Annotated in this window: 16 protein-coding genes; 6 read left to right on the top strand and 10 right to left on the bottom strand. The window is 65.6% G+C overall.

Annotated elements, in window-relative coordinates; translation table 11 throughout:
- The first annotated feature begins 339 nt into the window (after positions 1-339).
- Together J2Z79_RS14935 and J2Z79_RS14930 are read left to right on the top strand one after the other, a co-directional pair.
- Positions 340-936, top strand: a complete 597-nt coding sequence (locus tag J2Z79_RS14935) for an RNA polymerase sigma factor (protein ID WP_209467694.1) — start codon at positions 340-342, stop codon at positions 934-936.
- Entirely contained in the window at positions 926-2,464 is a 1,539-nt protein-coding gene (locus J2Z79_RS14930) for a hypothetical protein (RefSeq protein ID WP_209467693.1), read from the top strand. Before J2Z79_RS14935 ends, J2Z79_RS14930 begins: the two co-directional genes overlap by 11 nt.
- Positions 2,465-2,734: 270 nt before the next feature.
- On the opposite strand, the gene J2Z79_RS14925 is transcribed toward J2Z79_RS14930, so the two are convergent.
- Together J2Z79_RS14925 and J2Z79_RS14920 are read right to left on the bottom strand one after the other, a co-directional pair.
- Positions 2,735-5,578 (bottom strand): heavy metal translocating P-type ATPase, encoded by a 2,844-nt coding sequence (locus J2Z79_RS14925; protein WP_209467692.1) that lies wholly within the window; start codon positions 5,576-5,578, stop codon positions 2,735-2,737.
- Between the two features lie 513 nt (positions 5,579-6,091).
- A complete protein-coding gene (locus J2Z79_RS14920; RefSeq protein WP_209467691.1) occupies positions 6,092-6,637 on the bottom strand; it encodes a GNAT family N-acetyltransferase in 546 nt (181 codons plus the stop codon).
- 113 nt (positions 6,638-6,750) lie between these two features.
- Here J2Z79_RS14920 and J2Z79_RS14915 point away from each other — a divergent pair, with 113 nt between their 5' ends.
- The 3 genes from J2Z79_RS14915 to J2Z79_RS14905 all read left to right on the top strand — a co-directional run bounded on the left by J2Z79_RS14915 (position 6,751) and on the right by J2Z79_RS14905 (position 9,760).
- Positions 6,751-7,713, top strand: coding sequence for a COX15/CtaA family protein (locus tag J2Z79_RS14915; protein ID WP_209467690.1), 963 nt, complete (start codon positions 6,751-6,753; stop codon positions 7,711-7,713).
- 3 nt (positions 7,714-7,716) lie between these two features.
- Positions 7,717-8,478: a helix-turn-helix domain-containing protein gene (locus J2Z79_RS14910; RefSeq protein WP_209467689.1), complete on the top strand. Its 762-nt coding sequence runs from the start codon at positions 7,717-7,719 to the stop codon at positions 8,476-8,478.
- 1,105 nt (positions 8,479-9,583) lie between these two features.
- Positions 9,584-9,760: a hypothetical protein gene (locus tag J2Z79_RS14905; protein ID WP_209467688.1), complete on the top strand. Its 177-nt coding sequence runs from the start codon at positions 9,584-9,586 to the stop codon at positions 9,758-9,760.
- A gap of 6 nt (positions 9,761-9,766) precedes the next feature.
- On the opposite strand, the gene J2Z79_RS14900 is transcribed toward J2Z79_RS14905, so the two are convergent.
- The 4 genes from J2Z79_RS14900 to J2Z79_RS14885 all read right to left on the bottom strand — a co-directional run bounded on the left by J2Z79_RS14900 (position 9,767) and on the right by J2Z79_RS14885 (position 12,933).
- The gene (locus J2Z79_RS14900; protein WP_209467687.1) at positions 9,767-10,210 is read right to left on the bottom strand and encodes a DUF1259 domain-containing protein; all 444 of its coding nucleotides are present in this window, start codon (positions 10,208-10,210) and stop codon (positions 9,767-9,769) included.
- Positions 10,211-10,377: 167 nt separating this feature from the next.
- A complete protein-coding gene (locus J2Z79_RS14895; RefSeq protein ID WP_209467686.1) occupies positions 10,378-10,770 on the bottom strand; it encodes a manganese catalase family protein in 393 nt (130 codons plus the stop codon).
- A gap of 369 nt (positions 10,771-11,139) precedes the next feature.
- Complete coding sequence (locus J2Z79_RS14890) at positions 11,140-11,658, bottom strand: hypothetical protein (protein ID WP_209467685.1); 519 nt, start codon at positions 11,656-11,658, stop codon at positions 11,140-11,142.
- Positions 11,659-11,664: 6 nt separating this feature from the next.
- Entirely contained in the window at positions 11,665-12,933 is a 1,269-nt protein-coding gene (locus tag J2Z79_RS14885) for a hypothetical protein (protein ID WP_011196396.1), read from the bottom strand.
- A gap of 920 nt (positions 12,934-13,853) precedes the next feature.
- Between J2Z79_RS14885 and J2Z79_RS14880 the strand changes: the two genes are divergently transcribed.
- Positions 13,854-15,485, top strand: coding sequence for a recombinase family protein (locus tag J2Z79_RS14880; protein WP_209467684.1), 1,632 nt, complete (start codon positions 13,854-13,856; stop codon positions 15,483-15,485).
- On the opposite strand, the gene J2Z79_RS14875 is transcribed toward J2Z79_RS14880, so the two are convergent.
- The 4 genes from J2Z79_RS14875 to J2Z79_RS14860 all read right to left on the bottom strand — a co-directional run bounded on the left by J2Z79_RS14875 (position 15,395) and on the right by J2Z79_RS14860 (position 18,191).
- Complete coding sequence (locus J2Z79_RS14875; protein WP_209467683.1) at positions 15,395-15,826, bottom strand: manganese catalase family protein; 432 nt, start codon at positions 15,824-15,826, stop codon at positions 15,395-15,397. The genes J2Z79_RS14880 and J2Z79_RS14875 overlap by 91 nt on opposite strands.
- A gap of 79 nt (positions 15,827-15,905) precedes the next feature.
- On the bottom strand, positions 15,906-16,628 hold the full coding sequence (locus J2Z79_RS14870) for an amino acid ABC transporter ATP-binding protein (protein WP_209467682.1): 723 nt from the start codon (positions 16,626-16,628) through the stop codon (positions 15,906-15,908).
- Positions 16,615-17,295 carry an amino acid ABC transporter permease gene (locus tag J2Z79_RS14865; protein ID WP_245302823.1) on the bottom strand — a complete coding sequence of 227 codons (681 nt, stop codon included), beginning with the start codon at positions 17,293-17,295 and terminating at the stop codon, positions 16,615-16,617. The genes J2Z79_RS14870 and J2Z79_RS14865 overlap by 14 nt, the downstream gene beginning before the upstream one ends.
- Positions 17,296-17,372: 77 nt before the next feature.
- Complete coding sequence (locus J2Z79_RS14860) at positions 17,373-18,191, bottom strand: basic amino acid ABC transporter substrate-binding protein (RefSeq protein WP_209467681.1); 819 nt, start codon at positions 18,189-18,191, stop codon at positions 17,373-17,375.
- Positions 18,192-18,596 lie beyond the last annotated feature (405 nt).

Raw genomic sequence — 18,596 nt, 5'->3', positions numbered from 1 at the left:
CTGAGGATCCGTGGGGAAATCCTTTCCACAGGTGGTACCGCCCCGCAAGATTGCTGCTATGTGAGTGGAACGGCTTGCGGCGTAGCGGTTCAAGTAGGAACTGCAAGAGTGCTGCGATCACTTCGGCGGAGATGGTGATGACGATCTGCATGATGTTGCCTCACCTCCTGGGCGGGGCGGGCCACCAACGGATTTGCGCGCAGATCCCCCGAGGCCTTGAAAGAAGGTCTCGGGGGTTTCGTGTGAGAAACCCCCTGTAACTGGCGTAGTACCGGTTGGAGGACGACGGTGGCCGTCTCGGCTGCGAACCCCCCCGCAGCCAACCTGAGGAGGGTGCCTATGCCGGAGTGGGATGAGCAAACGGTATATCGGCAACTTCTCGCCCGTGATCCGGCGGGCCTCGACGCCCTGGTCGACCTGGTCGCGCACAAGGCCTACCGGCTGGCCCGGATGGCAATGGGCGGGCTGGGCAGCGAGCAGGACGTGGAGGAGGTCGTGAGCGACGCACTGGCCGCAGCCTGGGAACGGGTCGAGGAGTTCGATCCGGGGCGCTCCACGCTGACCAACTGGGTCCTGATGCTCACGAAGTACGCCGCGCTCGACCGCCGCCGGGCGCTCCGCCGCCACAACCTGGACGCGGAGGGCCAGGCCCGGGTGATCCCGCTCAGCGCGGCGCCCGAGCCGACGGCCCCGCCCAGCGAGGAGCTGGTGCTGGCCGGGGAGGAGCAGGCGACCCTCCACGCCGCCCTGCGCAGACTGCCGGAGGCCGAGCGCAACCTGTTGATCCGCCGCTACTTCTTGGGCGAGTCACTCGCCGAGATGGCCAGGGACCTGGGGCTCACCCGGGGGGCCCTGGACACCCGCCTGTGGCGGGCACGACAGAACCTGAAGCGGCTGCTGAACGAGGAAAGCGAGGTGCGCAGCCATGAGCGATAGGCAGAGAAGCCCCGAAGAGCAGGCCTTCCTGGCGGAGACCGGCCTGCATCCTGATGACCCCGCTCACCTGGTGGACGACGCCCCTCCGCTGCCCGCCGAGACCCTTGCCCGCATCCGCAACCGGGCCCGAGAGAAGGCGGGCCTCGCTGCCGCCCCTGCCCAGGCCCTGCCCTCACCACATTCGCCGGCGTCGCAAGCCCGATTCCTGCCCTCCCCGGACTCCCAGGCGTCGCCGGTGCCGTCCCCGCCCTCGGCGAAGTCGCCGGCACCGACCCGCCGGACCCGACGCTGGCTGGCTGCCGCCGCGGCCGCCCTGATTCTGGTAGGCGGTACGGTGTTCCTGAGCGACCCCGGTGGTGCGCTGGCCGCGATCCAGCGGCTGGTGCGGCTGGTGCCGGGCATCGGGCTGAGGGAGACCGACGGGGAGACCTGGGTCATCACCGAGCCCGTCTCGGTGCAGCTGGGTGACGTGCGGGTGACCGTGATTGGCTTCATCAGCTCCCCGGAGGAGACGTACTTGCGGCTCCGCACGGAATGGCCCCCCTCACCCGCCATGGTCAAAGCCAGGTCGCTGCCGGACAGCGCGTCGCCGGAACTGCGCCTTCCGGACGGGACCGTGATGCGGAGTCGCCAGGGCTTCACGTCCGGGGGATCGCGGGAGATGTCCGGCAAGTACGCGTACGGCCCGTTGCCGCCCGGAACCCGCGACGTCGTCGTGGTCATTCCGCACCTTTCCGGCGGGTCTGCTTCCGTTGAGATTCCGCTGACGCTGGTCAACGCTGCGGAGGCCGGGCTGGCCGAGGCCTATCCGGGAAGCTGGTCGGAGGAGCGGCACGGGGTACGGGTCGGGGTGCCCCACTGGACGGCGGCCGGGGATCGCATCGTCCTCGCGCTGGACGCACGTCTTCCCAAGGGAGTTGTGGTGCACGAGTACGGTGACGACTTCGGCTTAGATCACAAGGGGCAGCCGATGCTCACGGACGACCAGGGCCGCACCTACCCGCTGATCTCCGCGGAGTCCGACCTTATCGGAACCCCGGGACGAGCCGTCTTCCGGGGACCCCTTGCGCCGGACGCCCGACGGTTGACGCTCACGGTACCCTACCTGCGGCTGGTCGACGACTCCGCAAGGGCCCGCCTCACCGTGCCCCTGGAACAGCTGCCGGAGGGTCAGCCGCTCGTGTTGAACTTCCAGTTGGAGATCGGCGGCCACCGTTTCACCGTCAAGACCGTGACCCGGGTTGATCCGGACACCTTCGAGTTCACCCTGGACCTGGGGCCGGAGGAGGACGGCGTCCTCCTGCAGGATCTGGGGATCTACCGGCCGGTGTCCCTCTTCGGAGATGGCCCGGGAAGCGGGTACGGCGAGGGGGTCGACGGCCAGATGACGCTGATCGGGGTCGACTTCCGGAAACCGCCGCGCGGGAACCTGGAGATCACCTTCGCCGAGCCGACGTACCGTGTGAACGGCGGGTGGGAGGTGCACCTTCCGGTGCCGGCGAGTCCGAGTCCGCAGGGCAACCCGTAGCCTGAGCCCCCGGGGCACGCGCAAAGGGCCCCTCCAGGCTCGCATTCGCGGTACTGGAGGGGCCTGACCTGGCCAGTTGCTTACCCCGAGGGGATAGCCCGGGCCGCTGAACGGCGAGACTCTTGGCCACCCCCTCATGGACCCGTGGATCAACCGGTCACCGTTCACGTGTGAAACAGTTGCCTCCCCCACCCTTGCCCTGCGTGAGCAGCGCTTCGAAGGCCCCTCCAGCCGCGTCGTGGCGGTTCCGGAGGGGCCCTGAGCTGTCTGCTACTCCACGATCAGCCAGCCTTTCACGCCCAGCTTGTGCGGGTCCCCGATCTCGTACCGGCCCGGCGCCGTGGGGGTGAACTCCACGATGCCCGTGCGGCCGGGCGAGACGTGGAGCATCACGTCGGCGTGGCCCCCGTGCATCTCCAGCTGCGGGTCGAAGCGCACCATCTTCAGGAACCGGTGGGGCACCTCCTGGATGGTGAAGTTGTGGATCAGCTCGGGGTGCTCGTTGGTCAGCGAGACCCGCACCTGCTGGCCCACCTTCGCCCGCAGCTCGACCTCCAGGGTCGGCTGGGCGATCGTCAGGTCGTACCGGACCGTGTTGAAGGGCTGGGTGTAGAAGAACGCCAGCCAGATGGCGAAGGCCATCACCCCGGCGGCGACCACCTTCACCAGGGCGTCGCCCCGGAGGCCGCCCTTGCTGCGCGGGTCGTACCGCTTGAGCAGGAGGGAGTTGGAGACCACCGAGACCGACGAGAAGGCCATGGCGCCGCCGGCGATCATCGGGTTCAGCAGCCCGAAGGCCGCCATGGGGATGCCGATCACGTTGTAGATGAAGGCCCAGAACAGGTTCTCCTTGATGGTCCGCATCGTCTGCCGGCTCAGCCGGAAGGCCTGGGCGATGCCTTTCAGGTCGCCGTTCATCAGGGTGACCGAGGCGGTCTCGATGGCGACGTCGGTGCCGGTGCCGATGGCGATGCCCAGGTCGGCCGTCGCCAGCGCAGGGGCGTCGTTGATGCCGTCGCCCACCATGGCGACCACCCTGGCGCCGCCGTCCTTCAGCTGCTCCACGTGGGCCGCCTTGTCGCCGGGCAGGACCTCGGCCAGCACCCGGTCCACGCCCACCTGCCGGCCGATGGCCTCGGCCGTCCGCCGGTTGTCGCCGGTGATCATGACCACCTCGAGCCCCAGGTCGTGCAGTTCCCGGACGGCCTCCGCCGAGGTGGGCTTCACCGTGTCGGCGACGGCGATGATCCCCGCCAGGGCGCCGTCCACCGCCGCCAGCATGGCGGTCTTGCCCAGCCCCTCGAGTTCGGCCATCCGGTCCTCGGCCGGCGCCGTGTCGATCCCGCGCTCGGCCATCAGCCGCCGGGTGCCCACCAGCACGTGCCGTCCGCCCACCTGCGCCTCCAGCCCGGCACCCGGGATGGCGCCGAAGGACTCGACCGGCGGCAGGGCGATATCCCGCTCCTTGGCGCCGGAGACGATCGCCTGGCCCAGCGGGTGCTCCGACCGGGACTCGGCCGCCGCCACCAGGGCGAGGAGTTCCTCGGCCGCGCCAGCCGCCGCCAGGGGGATCACGTCGGTGAGCTGGGGCCGGCCCCAGGTGATGGTGCCGGTCTTGTCCAGGACCACCACGTCCACCTTATGGGCCCGCTCCAGGTGCTCGCCGCCCTTGAAGAGGATGCCCACCTCCGCCCCCTTGCCGGTGCCCACCATGACGGCGGTCGGCGTGGCCAGCCCCAGCGCGCAGGGGCAGGCGATGACCAGCACGGAGATGGCGGCGTGCAGCGCCGCGTTCCAGTCGCCGGCGATCAGGCCCCAGGCCACGAGGGTGACCGCGGCGATGGCGACCACCACCGGGACGAAGATGCCCGAGATCTGGTCGGCCAGCTTCTGGATCGGGGCCTTGGAGCCCTGGGCCTCCTCCACCATCCGGACGATCTGCGCCAGGGCGGTGTCCTTGCCGACCCGGGTCGCCCGGATGGTCAGGGAGCCGTTCTTGTTGAGTGTGGCCCCGGTCACGGCGTCGCCGGGGTTCTTGTCCACCGGGATGGACTCGCCGGTCAGCATGGACTCGTCCACGGCCGACACGCCCTCGAGAACCACACCGTCCACCGGGATCTTCTCGCCGGGACGGACGAGGATGATGTCGCCCACCACCACGTCCTCGACGGGCACGTCCCGCTCCACGCCCTCCCGCACCACCCGGGCGGTCTTGGCCTGGAGCGAGAGCAGCTTCTTGATGGCCTCCGAGGTGCGCCCCTTGGCGATAGCCTCGAAGGTCTTGCCCAGGAGGATCAGGGTGAGGATGGTCGCGCTGGCCTCGTAGTAATTCTCGCCGCCCAGGAAGAACGACAGGGCGACGGAGTAGATGTAGGCTGCCGTGGTGCCGAGCGCGACCAGCACGTCCATGTTGGCCGAGCCGTGGGTCAGGTTGAGCCAGGCGCCGCGGTAGAACCGCCAGCCCACCACCACCTGGATCACGGTGGCCAGGGCGAACTGGAACCAGCGGTTCATCAGCAGCGGGGCGTCGATCCGCAGCGGCATCAGGACCATGTTGGCGATGAAGAGCGGCAGGGTGAGCGCGGCGGAGAAGAGCAGCAGGGCGACCTGCCGCCGCATCTCCTGCCGGCGGCGCTCCCGGTCGGCGTCGGCCGCATCGGCCGCCAGCCGGGCGCCGTAGCCCAGGTCCCTGATGAGGCGGACCAGCTCGTCGGCCTTGATGCCGACGGCCTCCACCGTCGCCTTCTCGGTGGAGAGGTTGACGCTGGCGCTCAGGACCCCCGGCACCCGGGAGAGCTTCCGCTCGATCTTGGCGGAGCAGGCCGCGCAGGTCATGCCCGAGATCTCGAAGGTGAACTTCTCCTTGACGACCCCGTAGCCGAGGTCGGTGACCAGGTCGAAGAGCTTGTCAGGGCTGACGACGGCCGGGTCGTAGTAGACGGTGGCCTTCTCGGTGGTCAGGTTGACGCTGGCCTCATGCACGCCGGGGGCCTTCCCCAACCGCCGCTGGATGCGGGTCGAGCAGGCGGCGCAGGTCATGCCCGTCACGCCGAACTCCAGCTTGACGCCGGCCTTCGCCTCCCCGCCCAACAGGCCGTTCATGGCTTCACTCATGGTCGTGCCCTCCAAGTGCGTCGACTGTGTGGCTTCCCTTGGGGGTCCTCATCACAGAAGTGTACCCCTACGGGGTATGGGTGCCTCGCCTGTATCGTACTCCTGGCCGTGCAGCTTCGTCAAGACCCGATCCCCGCACGAGGACCGCCGCCGGCCGCTCCGCCCCGGTCCTGCGCGCCGCGCCGGACTCCTGCCGCCGCCTGTCCCCCATCGAATGTGCCTCCGCGATCCGCACACCCACGCGCTGCGGTGGTCAGCCGGGGCTCCGGCGTCCAACCATGCTCCGCAGTCCGGCTGCGACACCCACGCGCTGCGGTGGTCAGCCGGGGCTCCGGCATCCAACCGTGCTCCGCCGTCCGGTTGCGGCACCCACGCGCGGCGGTGGTCAACCGGGGCGCCGGCATCCAACCATGCTCCGCCGTCCCATAGGACTGTCCCACCGGGTTCCGTCAGGTCTATGGCGTATTTGATCCTCCCGCCAGGTCTGTGGCGTTGCTGGTTCTTGCGCCAGGTTTATGGCGTAGCTCGTTCTTCCGCCAGATCTGCAACGGTAATTCGCATCAGGTACTCAGGCGTAGATTCCCCCGGAACGACGGCGCGCTTCCAGAAGCGGAACCCGGCCTTGGCGTACGCCCGGATGGCCGCGTGGTTGTCCTCGGCCGGGCCGATCACGCACGAGCGGGCACCGAACGAGCCGAAGACCACCTCGCGCAGGAAGGCGCGGATCACCGCCGGCCCCAGCCCCTGGCCGACGAACTCGGGCTGGCCGATGAAGAGGTCCAGGCCCGCCGTGTCGTCGTCCACGCCGATGTGCCGGGCGTAGTCCGGCCAGTGGTTGATGCGGTAGGTCTGGATGTACCCGACGGGGGTATCCTCGCAGAGGAACAGATAGGGCTCCGTCGGCGCTGCGCCGGTTATGTAAGGAAGGTACTTCTCGGCCACCTCCGCCATGGTCTGACCGCCCGAGTTCCACCAGCGCATCACGTGGGGGGTGTTCAGCCAGCGGTGCATCAGGGGCAGGTCGCCCTCTGTCAGGCGGCGGAACGAGATGGGGCCCAACGGATGCTCCTCCTTTCGTGCGGTGTTGGGGGAATATCCCGGCAGCGGGAGGGAGATTCCCACCTTCATGAAGAACTATTTTGAAGAATAACTCCTCGCGGGGGAATGGTGCGGTGAAGTCACTCCGTCTGGTCTCTCTGACCAACACCGTGGTGATGTTCCTGGCGGTGATCTGGGGCGCCTGGGTAACCTCCAGCGACTCGGGCGACGGCTGCGGCGCCCACTGGCCGCTGTGCAAGGGCACCTTCATGCCGGACTGGGACTATGCGGCCATCGTCGAGTTCGGCCACCGGGTGATCTCGGGCCTGGCAGGCCTGCTCTCGCTCATCCTGCTGGTGTGGATCTTCCGGGCGCTGCCCGCCGACGGCCGGCTCAAGCGGTTGGCATTCGGCACGTTGTTCTTCGTCTCCTTCCAGGGCGCGCTCGGCGCGGCGGCGGTCCTCCGCCCGCAGCCCGACCTCGTGATGGCCCTCCACTTCGGCTTCTCGCTGCTCTGCTTCACCTTCGCCCTGCTGGTGACCGTGGCGCTCGGCGACCTCGCCCGCGGCGCAGCGCAGCTGGGGAGCGCCGCCACCGTCCCGCCGGAGGGGGCGGTGTCCCCCGAGTTCCGCTCCGCCGTCTGGGGCATGGCGGTCTACACGTACCTGGTCATCTACCTGGGCGCCTACGTGCGCCACATGGGCGCGTCCATGGCTTGCACCGGGTGGCCGCTCTGCAACGGGGAGCTCTGGCCCACCCTGTACGGTCCCGTGGGTGCCAACTTCGCCCACCGCCTCGGTGCGGCGCTGGCGGTGCTGCTGGTCATCCGCCTCTGGTTCATCGCGCGCAGAACCGCCCCGCGCATCGCCACCGCGGGCCATGCCCCGCCCCGGGCCGACCTGCGCCGGGCCGTCAACTGGGCGCTGGTGCTGATGCTCGCCCAGGTGGCCAGCGGGGCGCTGTTCCCCCTGGGCTACCTCAACCTGCTGACGCAGCTTCTCCACACCAGCCTGATCGCCGGCTTCTGGGGAGTGCTGAGCTACCTCTGCTACCTCACGCTGCCGGCCGGGCGCCCGGCCGTGGCGGTGAGCGCCTAGCCCATGCTGCATGATGTCTTCCTCGACCCGGAGCTCACCCTCGAGCAGAAGGGGCTGTTCACGCTCTTTTCTGTCCTCGCTGCGAGGGGTGAGCCCCTGAGCATCACAAACGTGGTCGCCCGCTCCGGCCTGAGTGCGAAAACGGTCCGCGGGCACCTCAAGGTGCTTGAGGCGAAGGGCTTCATCTCCGTGGTCACGTCAGCACAGGACCGCCGGGAGCGCGTGGTCCTGCCTGTCGGGAGCAACGAGGAGCGCTGCGAGGCCATGATCAAGGCCATCATCCGCCGCATCGCCCAGGCCCGGAGCCGGATCCGCGACGAGGGCAGCAAGGAGTCCATCGGCGAGACGCTCATGAAGGAGTGGCTCAACCTCCTCATCGCCCTCAACATCTACACCGACAACGCCCGGCCGGGGTTCCTCATCAACCCGCTGAGCGGCGACGTGCTGGAGTACGATCGATGGTACCCCACGGCCAGGCTGGCGTTCGAGTTCCAGGGTCCGCACCACTTCCGTACGACCACGCTCCAGGCCGATCCGGATGCCCTCGCGCGGCAGGTGACCAACGACCTGGTGAAGCTCGGCCTTTCGCAGCGAAACGGCATCACGCTGGTCGAGGTTCACCCCGCCGACCTGCGCCTGGACCGCGTGCTCAAGCTCATCCCACCCGGCACGCCCCTGCGGCCGCTGCACGGGCTGGAGAAGGTCATCAGGTTTCTCGAGGAGGAGTGCGCCAAGTACCGCCGGCAGTTCGGCGTGCGAGGCTGAGTTGGCCGGCCCCCGTCGCTCGGCATGCGCGACGGGGGCCTCCTTGTGGTTTCAGACCGGGCTGCGGTGCCGGATGGCAACTGCGGAGGTGTGTGCCCATCGCCGTCCCCGGGGTCTGAGGTAGGTGAAGTGCGGGGATCAGAAATAGGGGGAAACCGGAACGGTATTTTTCACAAAATGCAGGGAGCTGTTCCCCATATTTCCCTCTCACCCCGTCCCCAGGGCCCCTCGTACCTGGCTCGGTCTGTCGATCGCCGTCGAAACCGCCGACAAATGCGTCGAACCCTGTCAAGCAAGCCCGAGGGGCGGGCTCCCGGCCGAAATTATGGGGAATCTGGCACTGTAACTCGTGAAAAATAGGGGGAGATTTTCCCTGTATTTTTCTGGCCCCCCTGTGGGGGTGGCGACCGCCGTTCCGTCGCCCCAAGCAGCTTCTCTAACCTTGCCGCCGGGCCGCAGCAACGGTCCGGCCGGGCTCCGCCGGCGATTCCCCCGCACTCCGGTGGCGACTCCGCCGTACTCCGCTGGCGATTCCCCCGGACTCCGTCGGCGATTCCCCCGCACTCCGCCGGCAACTCCCCCGGGCTCCGCCGGCAATTCCCCCGGACTCCGTCGGCGATTCCCCCGCACTCCGCCGGCGACTCCCCCGGGCTCCGCCGGCCATTTTCCCGCACTCCGCCGGCGATTCCCCGGCCCCCACCTGCCTCTCTTCCGAGAACGATCCACCTCCGCCCGGGGGCCAGCCACCGCCTCCAACCACGGCCCGGCACCGTCGCCATGCTCACCCTTCGCGGCAGATCCGCGTCACGCTGCCCCCGACGGGCCCCTCAGCCCATCGCCCATTGCCCCGATCAAGGTTACCCCCGAGCTCGGCCCGCGTCCGCCCCCAGGTCCGGTCCACATCGTCCCCGAGTACGATGGGCCCACGCCACCAGGTCCGATCAACGTCGCTCCCGAGTACAACCCGCCAACACACTCACGAACGATCCTGCGCATGCCCCAACGACCCACCCAAAAACTTCCCCCCCAGCCGATGTGGGCGATCACCCCTTCCAGGTATGCTCAAGCCGTAGCACAACGAGCGACCCGGAAGGAGGAACCGGCTGTGGAACTCTTGATCTTCGTGGCTCTGCTGAGCATCGTCCTCTTCGCCCCGACCCCGGTGGAGGAGCGCAGGCGGGAGCTCCAGGAGGAGCTGGTGATGGGCAGCCGGACCTCCTGGACCGGCTGCTCCCAGCAGACACGCCCCGCCCCGGCCGGGGGCCCGGAGCGGGGCGGTTGAACACGATTAGATTTCGTCGGCCACGAGCGGCCGGGTCTCCACCCCTGCGGCCTCCAGCGCCTCCAGGGAGGCGCGCAGGAACCGCTCGGGATCGGAGACGGCCTCCCAGTGGACATACATGAGGCGCGGCTGCTCGAAGAGCCAGTGGTTGTGCAGGGCCGTCACCACGATCCCGTTCCGCCGCAGGACGGAGATGACCCTGTTGACCTCGCTCTGCCGCAGCACCGCCTCTCCGAGGTTGAGCGTCCGGCCCTCCTCGTCGGACCGCTCGATCGAGAAGAACACCGGCAGCACCAGGGGCGAGCGGGAGCGCTGCCCCAGGATGGTCGGGCTCAGATCGGACCGCAGGAGCTGGATCAGGCAAGCGCCGTCGATGCAGGCCGGGGTGCCGTCGACGATCCGGGCCAGGCGCGCGCAACGGTTGCAGACAGAACGCTTGCGGCTGGACATGCTGCGATCCCTCCGATGCCAATAATTGGGCCGGCCCTGACCACCCTATGATGTTATGTCAACTTGTGTGCACCTCCCGTGCAAAAACCGGATCGACAGCGGTCGTCAGCGAGAAACAGAAAAGCCGCCCCGGATCGGGGGCGGCCTCTTTCGCAGGTGCGGAGCGGTCAGGGCATCCCTCCGGCCTGCTGCGGCGGGAACTGCGTCGGGTACGGATAGGGGAACTGGGGCGGATACGTGAGCGGCGGGGGAACGGCCAGAGGGGCGTACTTGTCGAGAAAGGCCTGGTACGTTCCCGGGCTGCTGTTGATGTACGGGTGGGTGAACCACTCCTTGGGCAGCTCGATGGTCCCCTTGATCGACTCGAGGGCGCGGGCGAAGGATGCAGCGTGTGCTTCCTCTCGGTTCCCGAGGAAGATAAGGGTGTCGCGGCTGCCGGGGTCCTGCACGATGTTGGCCAGGTGCAGGTAGAGGTCCCGCGCTCGCAGCTCGGCGGCTATATCGCTGTAGAGGTCCGTGATGATGTTTCCATCCCGACACTCGGCCCCGGTCACCCTCACGGTGACCGGGGCGTCGCTCGTCCTCCCTGGCGTCCGCGGCGGCGACCGTCGCGCACCCTCTCCTCTCCCCTTGCCCTCTGCATCTCCTCAGATCAACCTTGCCCCAGAAGGTAACTACAGCTGCAGTGGTACGCGTAGCAAACTAGCAGATACTGTTACCGGGACGTTGGGAACGCACCGGCAGAGTCCCGGAACGCCGTCGCTGCTGCCGCTGAAACCTTGCGGCGGGACTCGTACCCTGGGCAGTGCGCGGTAGCGGGCCGAGGGTCCCTTTCTGCAGCGGGATGTGGTGTGATCGAATGAGAGGAGGCAGGATCGCTGCCTCCTCTCACACTGATCCTGTGACGTGATTGAAGGGGTACATCACCGTCAGTACAGGCTTGGCATATCTGAAGCCAGTTCATCCCACGCGCGCAGTGTTTCCGACAGGCGCCTGGAAGCCGTCATCTCCTCGCCCTGAAGGTCGAGAGCTGTGCGCCCCATTTCGCTGAGTAACGAGAGCCCGTTGGAGAGCGCAGTCCTCTCATCAGGCGTCAGTACATCACCGCCCTGGGATGTCCGCGCATGCACGGCAGTCACAGCCAAGTCCAGTTGCTCCAACATGTTGTTGAGCCAGAAGAGGCTTACAGAGATCTTCTCTTTCTCAAGTGCCTTGACCGCATCGTGAACTTGGCTTTGAAGTCCTGTGACCAGCCTCTTGGTTGACGAAGCTTCTGCGGTCGTGACTAAATCTGCTTGGAGCAAAACGGCGATGGACTCTGATAGGTCGTTGGTCGTCTGCACCAGTTCGTTTAGTTGTGTTGGATAGGCTTCGCCTCCGTAGTCACAGGCGGTCAGGAGCAAAGAGCCGACAATGAGCAGAGCCGCCAAAACCCGAACTGTGACCACCTCCTCCTAGTAGTTACTATAAACTACGGACCCGGTTACCGTCTCCGTGCTCGCCCAAGTGGTGTTACCCATGTTGATCAAAGTATACTTCCAACCGGCCATCAGTTGCTTCTGACCAGGTTGCGTGTAATGGCCAACAAGCACCTCTGCCCAAATGTTATGTCCATAGTCAGCGTCGTTCAGAATCGCCGTTGTTGGGTAAGCGATCCCGTGATTCCTTACGTACTCTCCGTTCGAGTTCGGGACCGTGTACCGCTTACTTCCCTCGGAAGCAACCTGTTCCGAAGACTTGTAACCGGTAGAGAACGATAGGCTGAGAGGAAGCAGCGGGAGCTTGAAACTGTAACCGAGACGTACGGAGAAGTTCACTGATCCCTTGTTTTTCCACGCTCCCCCCCAGTATGCGGACTGGATGTAGTCACCCGCGTCGGTCGCGAAGTTGATCTCGGCTTCTCGCATTTCCGTGAAGGTTGCAGGGCCACCGAAGTTTGGGTCGTTGGGAGACCACGATCGATCCTCCACGATTTCAAGGACTGCTCCGCACTCTTCTTGAATTGTGATGACGGTAGGGCACTGCAGGTAATGGCGAACCCTAAAATCCTCATAGACAGTCTTTCCGCTTATCTGATAGGTCACACGGTACAGGATTGTCCTATCGTAGGTCCTGAAGTTCGTCGCCTGCACCGGAGTAACGTCTATCTCTTCAACGGTAACCGGTTCATAGACCTTTGCGTGCCAGAGTTCTGCCTCAACAGTGTTGACTGGGGCGTCAGCTGAGAACCTCCATGCTTCCTTGATCGCTTTAGTGATCAATGGGCTGGACAACTCCTGCACGACAAATGTATCCGTACGCTTGTCACGCATATAGAGCCGGAGCATTGCCACAGTTTCGGGCGCACTATCGGTGAAGAATGGAGCAACAGCCTCACCCTGCTCCAGTGCCAGAAAAACAACCTCATAGTTGTCGAGTGTGTCAGTCGCCTCGACCACCAACCGGTCAGTGTTCACGGCACTGCGTGTGATGTTGCCCGTAATCCGATAGGGAACTTCGAGCCCATCAATAGTGATCGAGCCTTCCAACGCAATCCCGCCGGGATTAACCTGCACCAACGGGTCGCGTGCGGAGATAGCAGTGCCCGAACCGGAATGTAGGCGATCTTCGGTAGTGTACAAGCGTGCGCTGCTATCCTGCACTTCTGCGCCATAGGCCGGAACTACCAGAAGTTGAACCACCATCAGCACACCCAGCACAGCCGAAATGCCCCTAATCTTCATAGAATCATCTCCTTTCTGGGTCTAGGGAGTCCGGTGACGGACACACGCCCCCGACACATTCGGCCCAGAAGTACCACGTCCTGACAGTCCTGACGAACGGGTAAGTGCCAGATTCAGAGATTTCTTGACGGGTTGAAACGAGTTGCGCATTTTGACTGACTGCTTCGTACTTGTAGTACTCATATAGCGGGTGATGTGTGTCGCAGTTGTAAGCATCATAGCAGATATATGCTACTTCTCTGTAGATAACGACCTCCTTGGTACCAGACGCTAGTGCCATAAGGGGCATAGCGAGCACGACCAGAACCGCGATAAGGGAGATAAGGAGTCTTGATCCGCGCATCGTCATCCCTCCTTCGCCAAGTTGATGACCGGATCATCAAGCAACCTCTTGATCGGTTTTCGTTAACCCTTCGGCCGCAACACCCCCGCTGCAGTAGTGTGTCTAGTCCGTAGTATACGTACAGGAAACAGGTACCTCAATACATTGCACAAATATTCAGTATGCAAATTATTGCTGTGAAAATAGTTGCTATGCATGTTTCTTCCGGGGTTGCGGTGGCCATCGGGGACATGTCTCTGGCCTCCAGCCGTGAGGGAGGAGCTTTCGACTGTATGCACCGTGAGCTCCCCAGGTCTGGCAACGGCTGCCTGGTGGCACCGGGGTTGCACGGTTCCTTCCGCGACCTCTCTCTTCGCCCCCATAAGGTGTGCGCCTCGACAGTCGAGACCCTCGCCCCACCCGGCGAGCAGGGCCCATCTCCCGGATGAGCTCCGGCGGAATCGAACACAAGCTCGTGCCGCCCCTCGTGTTCTGACCCCTTCGCCAGCATACACATGTGCCAGGGGTGGTCGTGTGCGCCGTCCTTCAGTCGCGCGGGTGTTGGCCGTACTGCGTTGGCTGGAAGAGGTGACGCGAGATGGCGCTGACAACCACAGCTGTTCTGGTGCTGGTGGCGATCTACATCCGCGTGAGCACGGAGGATCAGGCGAGACGCGGGTACTCGATCCCGGAGCAGCGAGCTGCCTGCCTGGAGATGGCCCGACGGATCGCCGAGCAGGAGGAGCAGCGCCTGGGTCGCCCGGTGCAACTGCAGACCGTCGAGTTCGTCGATACCGTCTCCGGCGAACTCCTCGAACGCCCGGAGCTGGACCGTCTGCGTGAGTTCGTGCGGCAGCAACGGCCTCACGCCGTTGTGTGCCTCGACCCTGACCGGTTCTCCCGGGCCACTTACGCGGCGATCATCGTGGCGAACGAGATCGAGAACGCAGGCACAGCCCTGCGGTTTGTGCAGCACGACTACCAGAAAACGCCTGAGGGCCGGTTGTTCTTCACCTTGCGCCTGGCCATCGCGGAGTACGACAAAGCCAAGCTCCTGGAGCGCTCGACCCGGGGGAAACGCGGCAAGATCCAGGCCGGCGGACTGCCCACCGGGCTGAACATGTTCGGGTACCAGTACGATCGGCTGACGCAGGAGGTCCGGCCCCACCCGGTGGAGGCCCGTTGGGTTCAGCAGATCTTCCTCTGGGCGGCGGAAGGACTCGGCGTTCAGCAGATTGCGAACCGGCTGAACGAAGCCGGCGTCAGAACCAAACGTGGGGGCGCTCGTTGGTACCGGGGCACCGTGGCCAAGATCCTGCGCAACCGCGGGTATATCGGCGAACTGCAGGTGAACCGCTACGATGCCCGGGGCATCGGCGTGCAGAGGCAGTTGCCGAAGACTCGGCGGACACGGGTGCTGACGCAGGCAGAGAGGCCCAGAGAGGAATGGGTGACCATCAGGATCCCACCGCTCATCACCCGGGAGCTGTGGGACGAGGTACAGGCGGTCCGGCGCACGAACCCGCGCCGCCTCGCGCAGCAGCGAGATGGTCTGCTCTCGGGCCTCATGGCTTGCGGATACTGCGGCGGGCCTGTCCATTACCGGCCGCACAAGACCCTCGGTCACGCAATCTGCTGTGCCAACCGATACCCGTACCAGCGTGACCTGAAGCGACCTGAACCGCCCTGCAGAGAGCTGCCGCACCAACCTGTCAGACCGATCGAGGAGTATGTCTGGCGACAGATCGAACTGGTGCTGACGGATCCAGAGTACCTGGCGCAGTACATCGCGGACCGCCAGCGCCGGCGCCAGCAGAAGGTGCCCTCGTTGGCCACCGGCCTGCAGCGGGAACTGAGCCTCCTCGAGGACCAGCTCCAGGCGAAACTCCTGGAGCAGGGACGTATCCTGGCCGTTGTCGCCAGCGGCGCAGTCGATCCGCAGGTGGCCGAGGCTGCGCTCAAGCCGTATCTGGAGCAGATCGCTTCGCTGCGGGAACGCATCAGCGACCTGAAGCACCGCATCGCGCTTGTGGCCGATTCCGAGCAGCAGTACCAGCGCACCGTCGAACAGGCGACTGACCTGCGCACCGCTTTGGGCCAGGAAGTGGATGCCGTTCGCCGCAACCTCGCTCGACTCGGTCACCGCGGCAAGCAGCTACTCGTTCGTAAGCTGGTCGAAAGGGTGGTCGTGTTCAGGGAGCAGCGCGTCGAGGTGGACTTCCTTGCGTAAGCGTGTCGGGCAGGAAACAGGTCCGTGATGATGTTGCCGGTGACGTCGGTATACGTCGACGACCACGGGTTGCCCTGGGCGTCCCGCATCTTCACCACGACGCCGTGCTGCCGCGCCAGCTCGGCCACCATCTCCCAGTGGGAGATCTCCTCGGTGCCGATGTCCTCCAGCAGGTCGCGAATCTCCGGGATGTTGGTGTTGAACCGCTGCGTCAGGTAGGTGTTGAGGGCGGTGGCCTCCGAGTCGGCCCCTGCGTACTGCTCCAGGATGATCTGACCCCAGCGGGGGTCAGGCTCCAGCACCTTGACCGGCCGCAGCAGCTCCTTCTTGTGGATGAACAACGGAAAGGGTCACCTCCTCTACCCAGCCTATGGGCGGGAATGCGGAGGTGACCCTCGCTGATCGCGCCGACGTTCCTGTCTACAACACCGCCTTCAGGAACGCCACGGTCCGGGGGTGCTCGGGCTGGCTGAAGACCTTCTGCGGTTCGCCCTGCTCCACGATCTGACCGCCGTCCATGAAGAGGACCCGGTCGCAGACCTCCCGGGCGAAGCCCATCTCGTGGGTGACGACCATCATGGTCATGCCCTCGAGGGCCAGGGCCTTCATCACCTCCAGCACTTCCTTGACCATCTCGGGGTCGAGCGCGGAGGTGGGCTCGTCGAAGAGCATGACCTCCGGATTCATCGCCAGGGCCCGGGCGATGGCCACCCGCTGCTTCTGCCCGCCTGAAAGGCTGTTCGGGTAGGCCGACGCCTTCGCCTTGAGCCCGACCCGGTCCAGCAGCTCCAGCGCCCGCTCCTCGGCCTCCCTGGCCGGCAGGCGTCCGGTCAGGACCGGCGCGAGTGCCACGTTCTTCAGCACGGTCATGTGCGGGAAGAGGTTGAAGTGCTGAAAGACCATGCCCACCCGCTGCCGCAGCCGGTTTACGTCAAACCCCGGGGCGGTGATCTCCTGGCCGTCGACCACGATGGAGCCAGAGGTGGGCCGCTCCAGCAGGTTGACGCAGCGCAGCAGGGTCGACTTGCCAGAGCCGGACGGGCCGATGAGCGCGACCACCTCGCCCCGGGCGACGTCCAGGTCGATGCCCTGCAGCACGGCGAGCCTGCCGAAGGACTTGCGGAGGTTCCTAATGCGAATCACTCCGGCCCATCCTCCTCTCCAGCAGCCGGACCAGCTGCGAGGTAACGCCCGTCATGATCAGGTAGTAGACCGTGACCACCAGCATGGGCTCGAACGGGGCGAAGGTGGTGGTCCCCACCATGCGCCCCTTGAAGGTGGTCTCCTGGATGCCCAGGACGGAGACCACCGACGACTCCTTGATCAGGGTGACGAACTCGTTGGCCAGCGGCGGCAGCGCCCGGCGCAGGGCCTGGGGCAGGATGATGTGGCGCATCGTCTGGCCGTAGGTAAGGCCCAGCGACCGGCCGGCCTCCATCTGCCCCTTGTCGATGGACTGGATTGCGCCGCGGGCGATCTCGGCGACGTAGGCGCCGCTGTTGAGCGAGATCGCGATGACGCCGGCGGTCAGCTCCGGGATGTTGGTGCCCAGGAGCAGGTAGGGGCCGTAGTTGACCAGGTAGAGCTGCACCAGGAAGGGCGTGCCCCGGACCAGCTCCACGTATCCCCCGGCCAGCCAGAAGAGCAGCCGCAGGGGCAGGCTGTCGGGCCGGCGGCTGCGGATCAGCCCGACCAGAAAGCCGATGATGCTGCCGAACAGAATACCCAGCGCCGAGATCACGAGGGTCAGCTTCGCGCCCTCGAAGACCACGGGCCAGGCCATTTGAACGACGTCCCAGCGCCAGTTCATGCGGGATGTCTCCTCTCACAGGTGGCCCCCAGGGCGCCCTTCCCTGGCGACCTGGGGGCGAAGTCACAACCGGGGCGTTACTGGGCGGGCGCTGCCGCCTCGTACTTGGCGATCAGCTGGTCGATGGTGCCGTTCTCCAGGAGCTCCGCCAGGATCGCGTTGACGGCCTCCCGCAGCTCGTCGTCGCCCTTGCGGAAGACCACGCCGTAGTCCTCCTTGGAGAGCTCGAAGGCGACCACCAGGTCAGTGTAGCTCTTGGCGTAGTTCTGGGCCACGGCGTAGTCGGCCACGACGGCGTCGACCCGGTCGGAGATCAGGTCGAGCACGGCGGCCTCGAAGGCGTCGAACGACTTGATCGTGGCGCCCTCCACTTCCCTGGCGGCCTCCTCGCCGGTGGAGCCGAGCTGCACGCCGACGGTCTTGCCGTTCAGGCTTGCCGCGTCCTTCAGCTCGCCGGCGTTGGCCTTCTTGGCCAGCACGACCTGGCCGCCGTGGAAGTAGGGCTCCGAGAAGTCGGCCGACTGCTTGCGGTCCTCGTCGATGGACATGGCCGAGATCACGAAGTCGGTCTTCTCGGTGTTGAGGTCGGCGATCAGGGTCTCGAACTTGCCTTCCTTGATCTCGAGCGCGACGCCCAGCTTGTCGGCGATGGCCTGCGCCATCTCGATCTCCCAGCCCGTGATGGTATCCTTTCCATTCACGATCTCGTGGTACTCAAACGGGGGGTAATCGGCGCTGGTGCCGAGCACGATCTTGCCGGCCGCCTTGATCTGCTCCAGGTGGTTCGCCGGGGCCTCCGACTGCTTGTTCCCCTTCTGGCCGCTCTGCGCGCCGCCACAGGCTGTCAGCGCCAGGGACAGCGCCAGGCCCAGGGCCATGATGCGAATCTGCTTCATCCTCATCTACTCCTTACGGCTGTGTCCACAACAGTATGGAGTGAATATACACCCGGCCGCATATATATGCAAGGGTGGAAAAGAAACACCGGCATATCAAAATTGTCGCGGATCATCGACAACACAGCATGTAGAATACTCATGTGGAGTACTCACGTGGAATACTCATGGGGGATACTCATGCGGGATACTCATGCGGAGTACTGGAAAAGGCACCGCTCGCCCCAAGGAGGCCCAGGCGTGGCGCACTGTGTTTGATAACCTAAAAGGGAGCCATTCGGGGGCCATTTGATCACGCAAAAGTGAGCCGCCTCGAACTTCCAAACCTGTAAACTGGGATGTGCCGCATTTCCAGTTTGCAGGGGTGAAAGGATTGAAGATCGAGATGGCTCATGTAGAGCGTAT

It is taken from the genome of Symbiobacterium terraclitae (assembly GCF_017874315.1).
Classification (GTDB): domain Bacteria; phylum Bacillota; class Sulfobacillia; order Symbiobacteriales; family Symbiobacteriaceae; genus Symbiobacterium; species Symbiobacterium terraclitae.
Note: the sequence above shows the minus strand (reverse complement) of the source record. Positions and strands in the feature narration are given on the sequence as shown.

Excerpts from the sequence above, each read along its gene's own strand:
- J2Z79_RS14930 (WP_209467693.1), top strand. The coding sequence starts at position 926 with ATGAGCGATAGGCAGAGAAGCCCCGAAGAGCAGGCCTTCCTGGCGGAG.
- J2Z79_RS14935 (WP_209467694.1), top strand. The coding sequence starts at position 340 with ATGCCGGAGTGGGATGAGCAAACGGTATATCGGCAACTTCTCGCCCGT.
- J2Z79_RS14925 (WP_209467692.1), bottom strand. The coding sequence starts at position 5,578 with ATGAGTGAAGCCATGAACGGCCTGTTGGGCGGGGAGGCGAAGGCCGGC.
- J2Z79_RS14865 (WP_245302823.1), bottom strand. The coding sequence starts at position 17,295 with ATGAACTGGCGCTGGGACGTCGTTCAAATGGCCTGGCCCGTGGTCTTC.
- J2Z79_RS14900 (WP_209467687.1), bottom strand. The coding sequence starts at position 10,210 with ATGTCCAGCCGCAAGCGTTCTGTCTGCAACCGTTGCGCGCGCCTGGCC.
- J2Z79_RS14885 (WP_011196396.1), bottom strand. The coding sequence starts at position 12,933 with ATGAAGATTAGGGGCATTTCGGCTGTGCTGGGTGTGCTGATGGTGGTT.
- J2Z79_RS14860 (WP_209467681.1), bottom strand. The coding sequence starts at position 18,191 with ATGAAGCAGATTCGCATCATGGCCCTGGGCCTGGCGCTGTCCCTGGCG.
- J2Z79_RS14910 (WP_209467689.1), top strand. The coding sequence starts at position 7,717 with ATGCTGCATGATGTCTTCCTCGACCCGGAGCTCACCCTCGAGCAGAAG.
- J2Z79_RS14880 (WP_209467684.1), top strand. The coding sequence starts at position 13,854 with ATGGCGCTGACAACCACAGCTGTTCTGGTGCTGGTGGCGATCTACATC.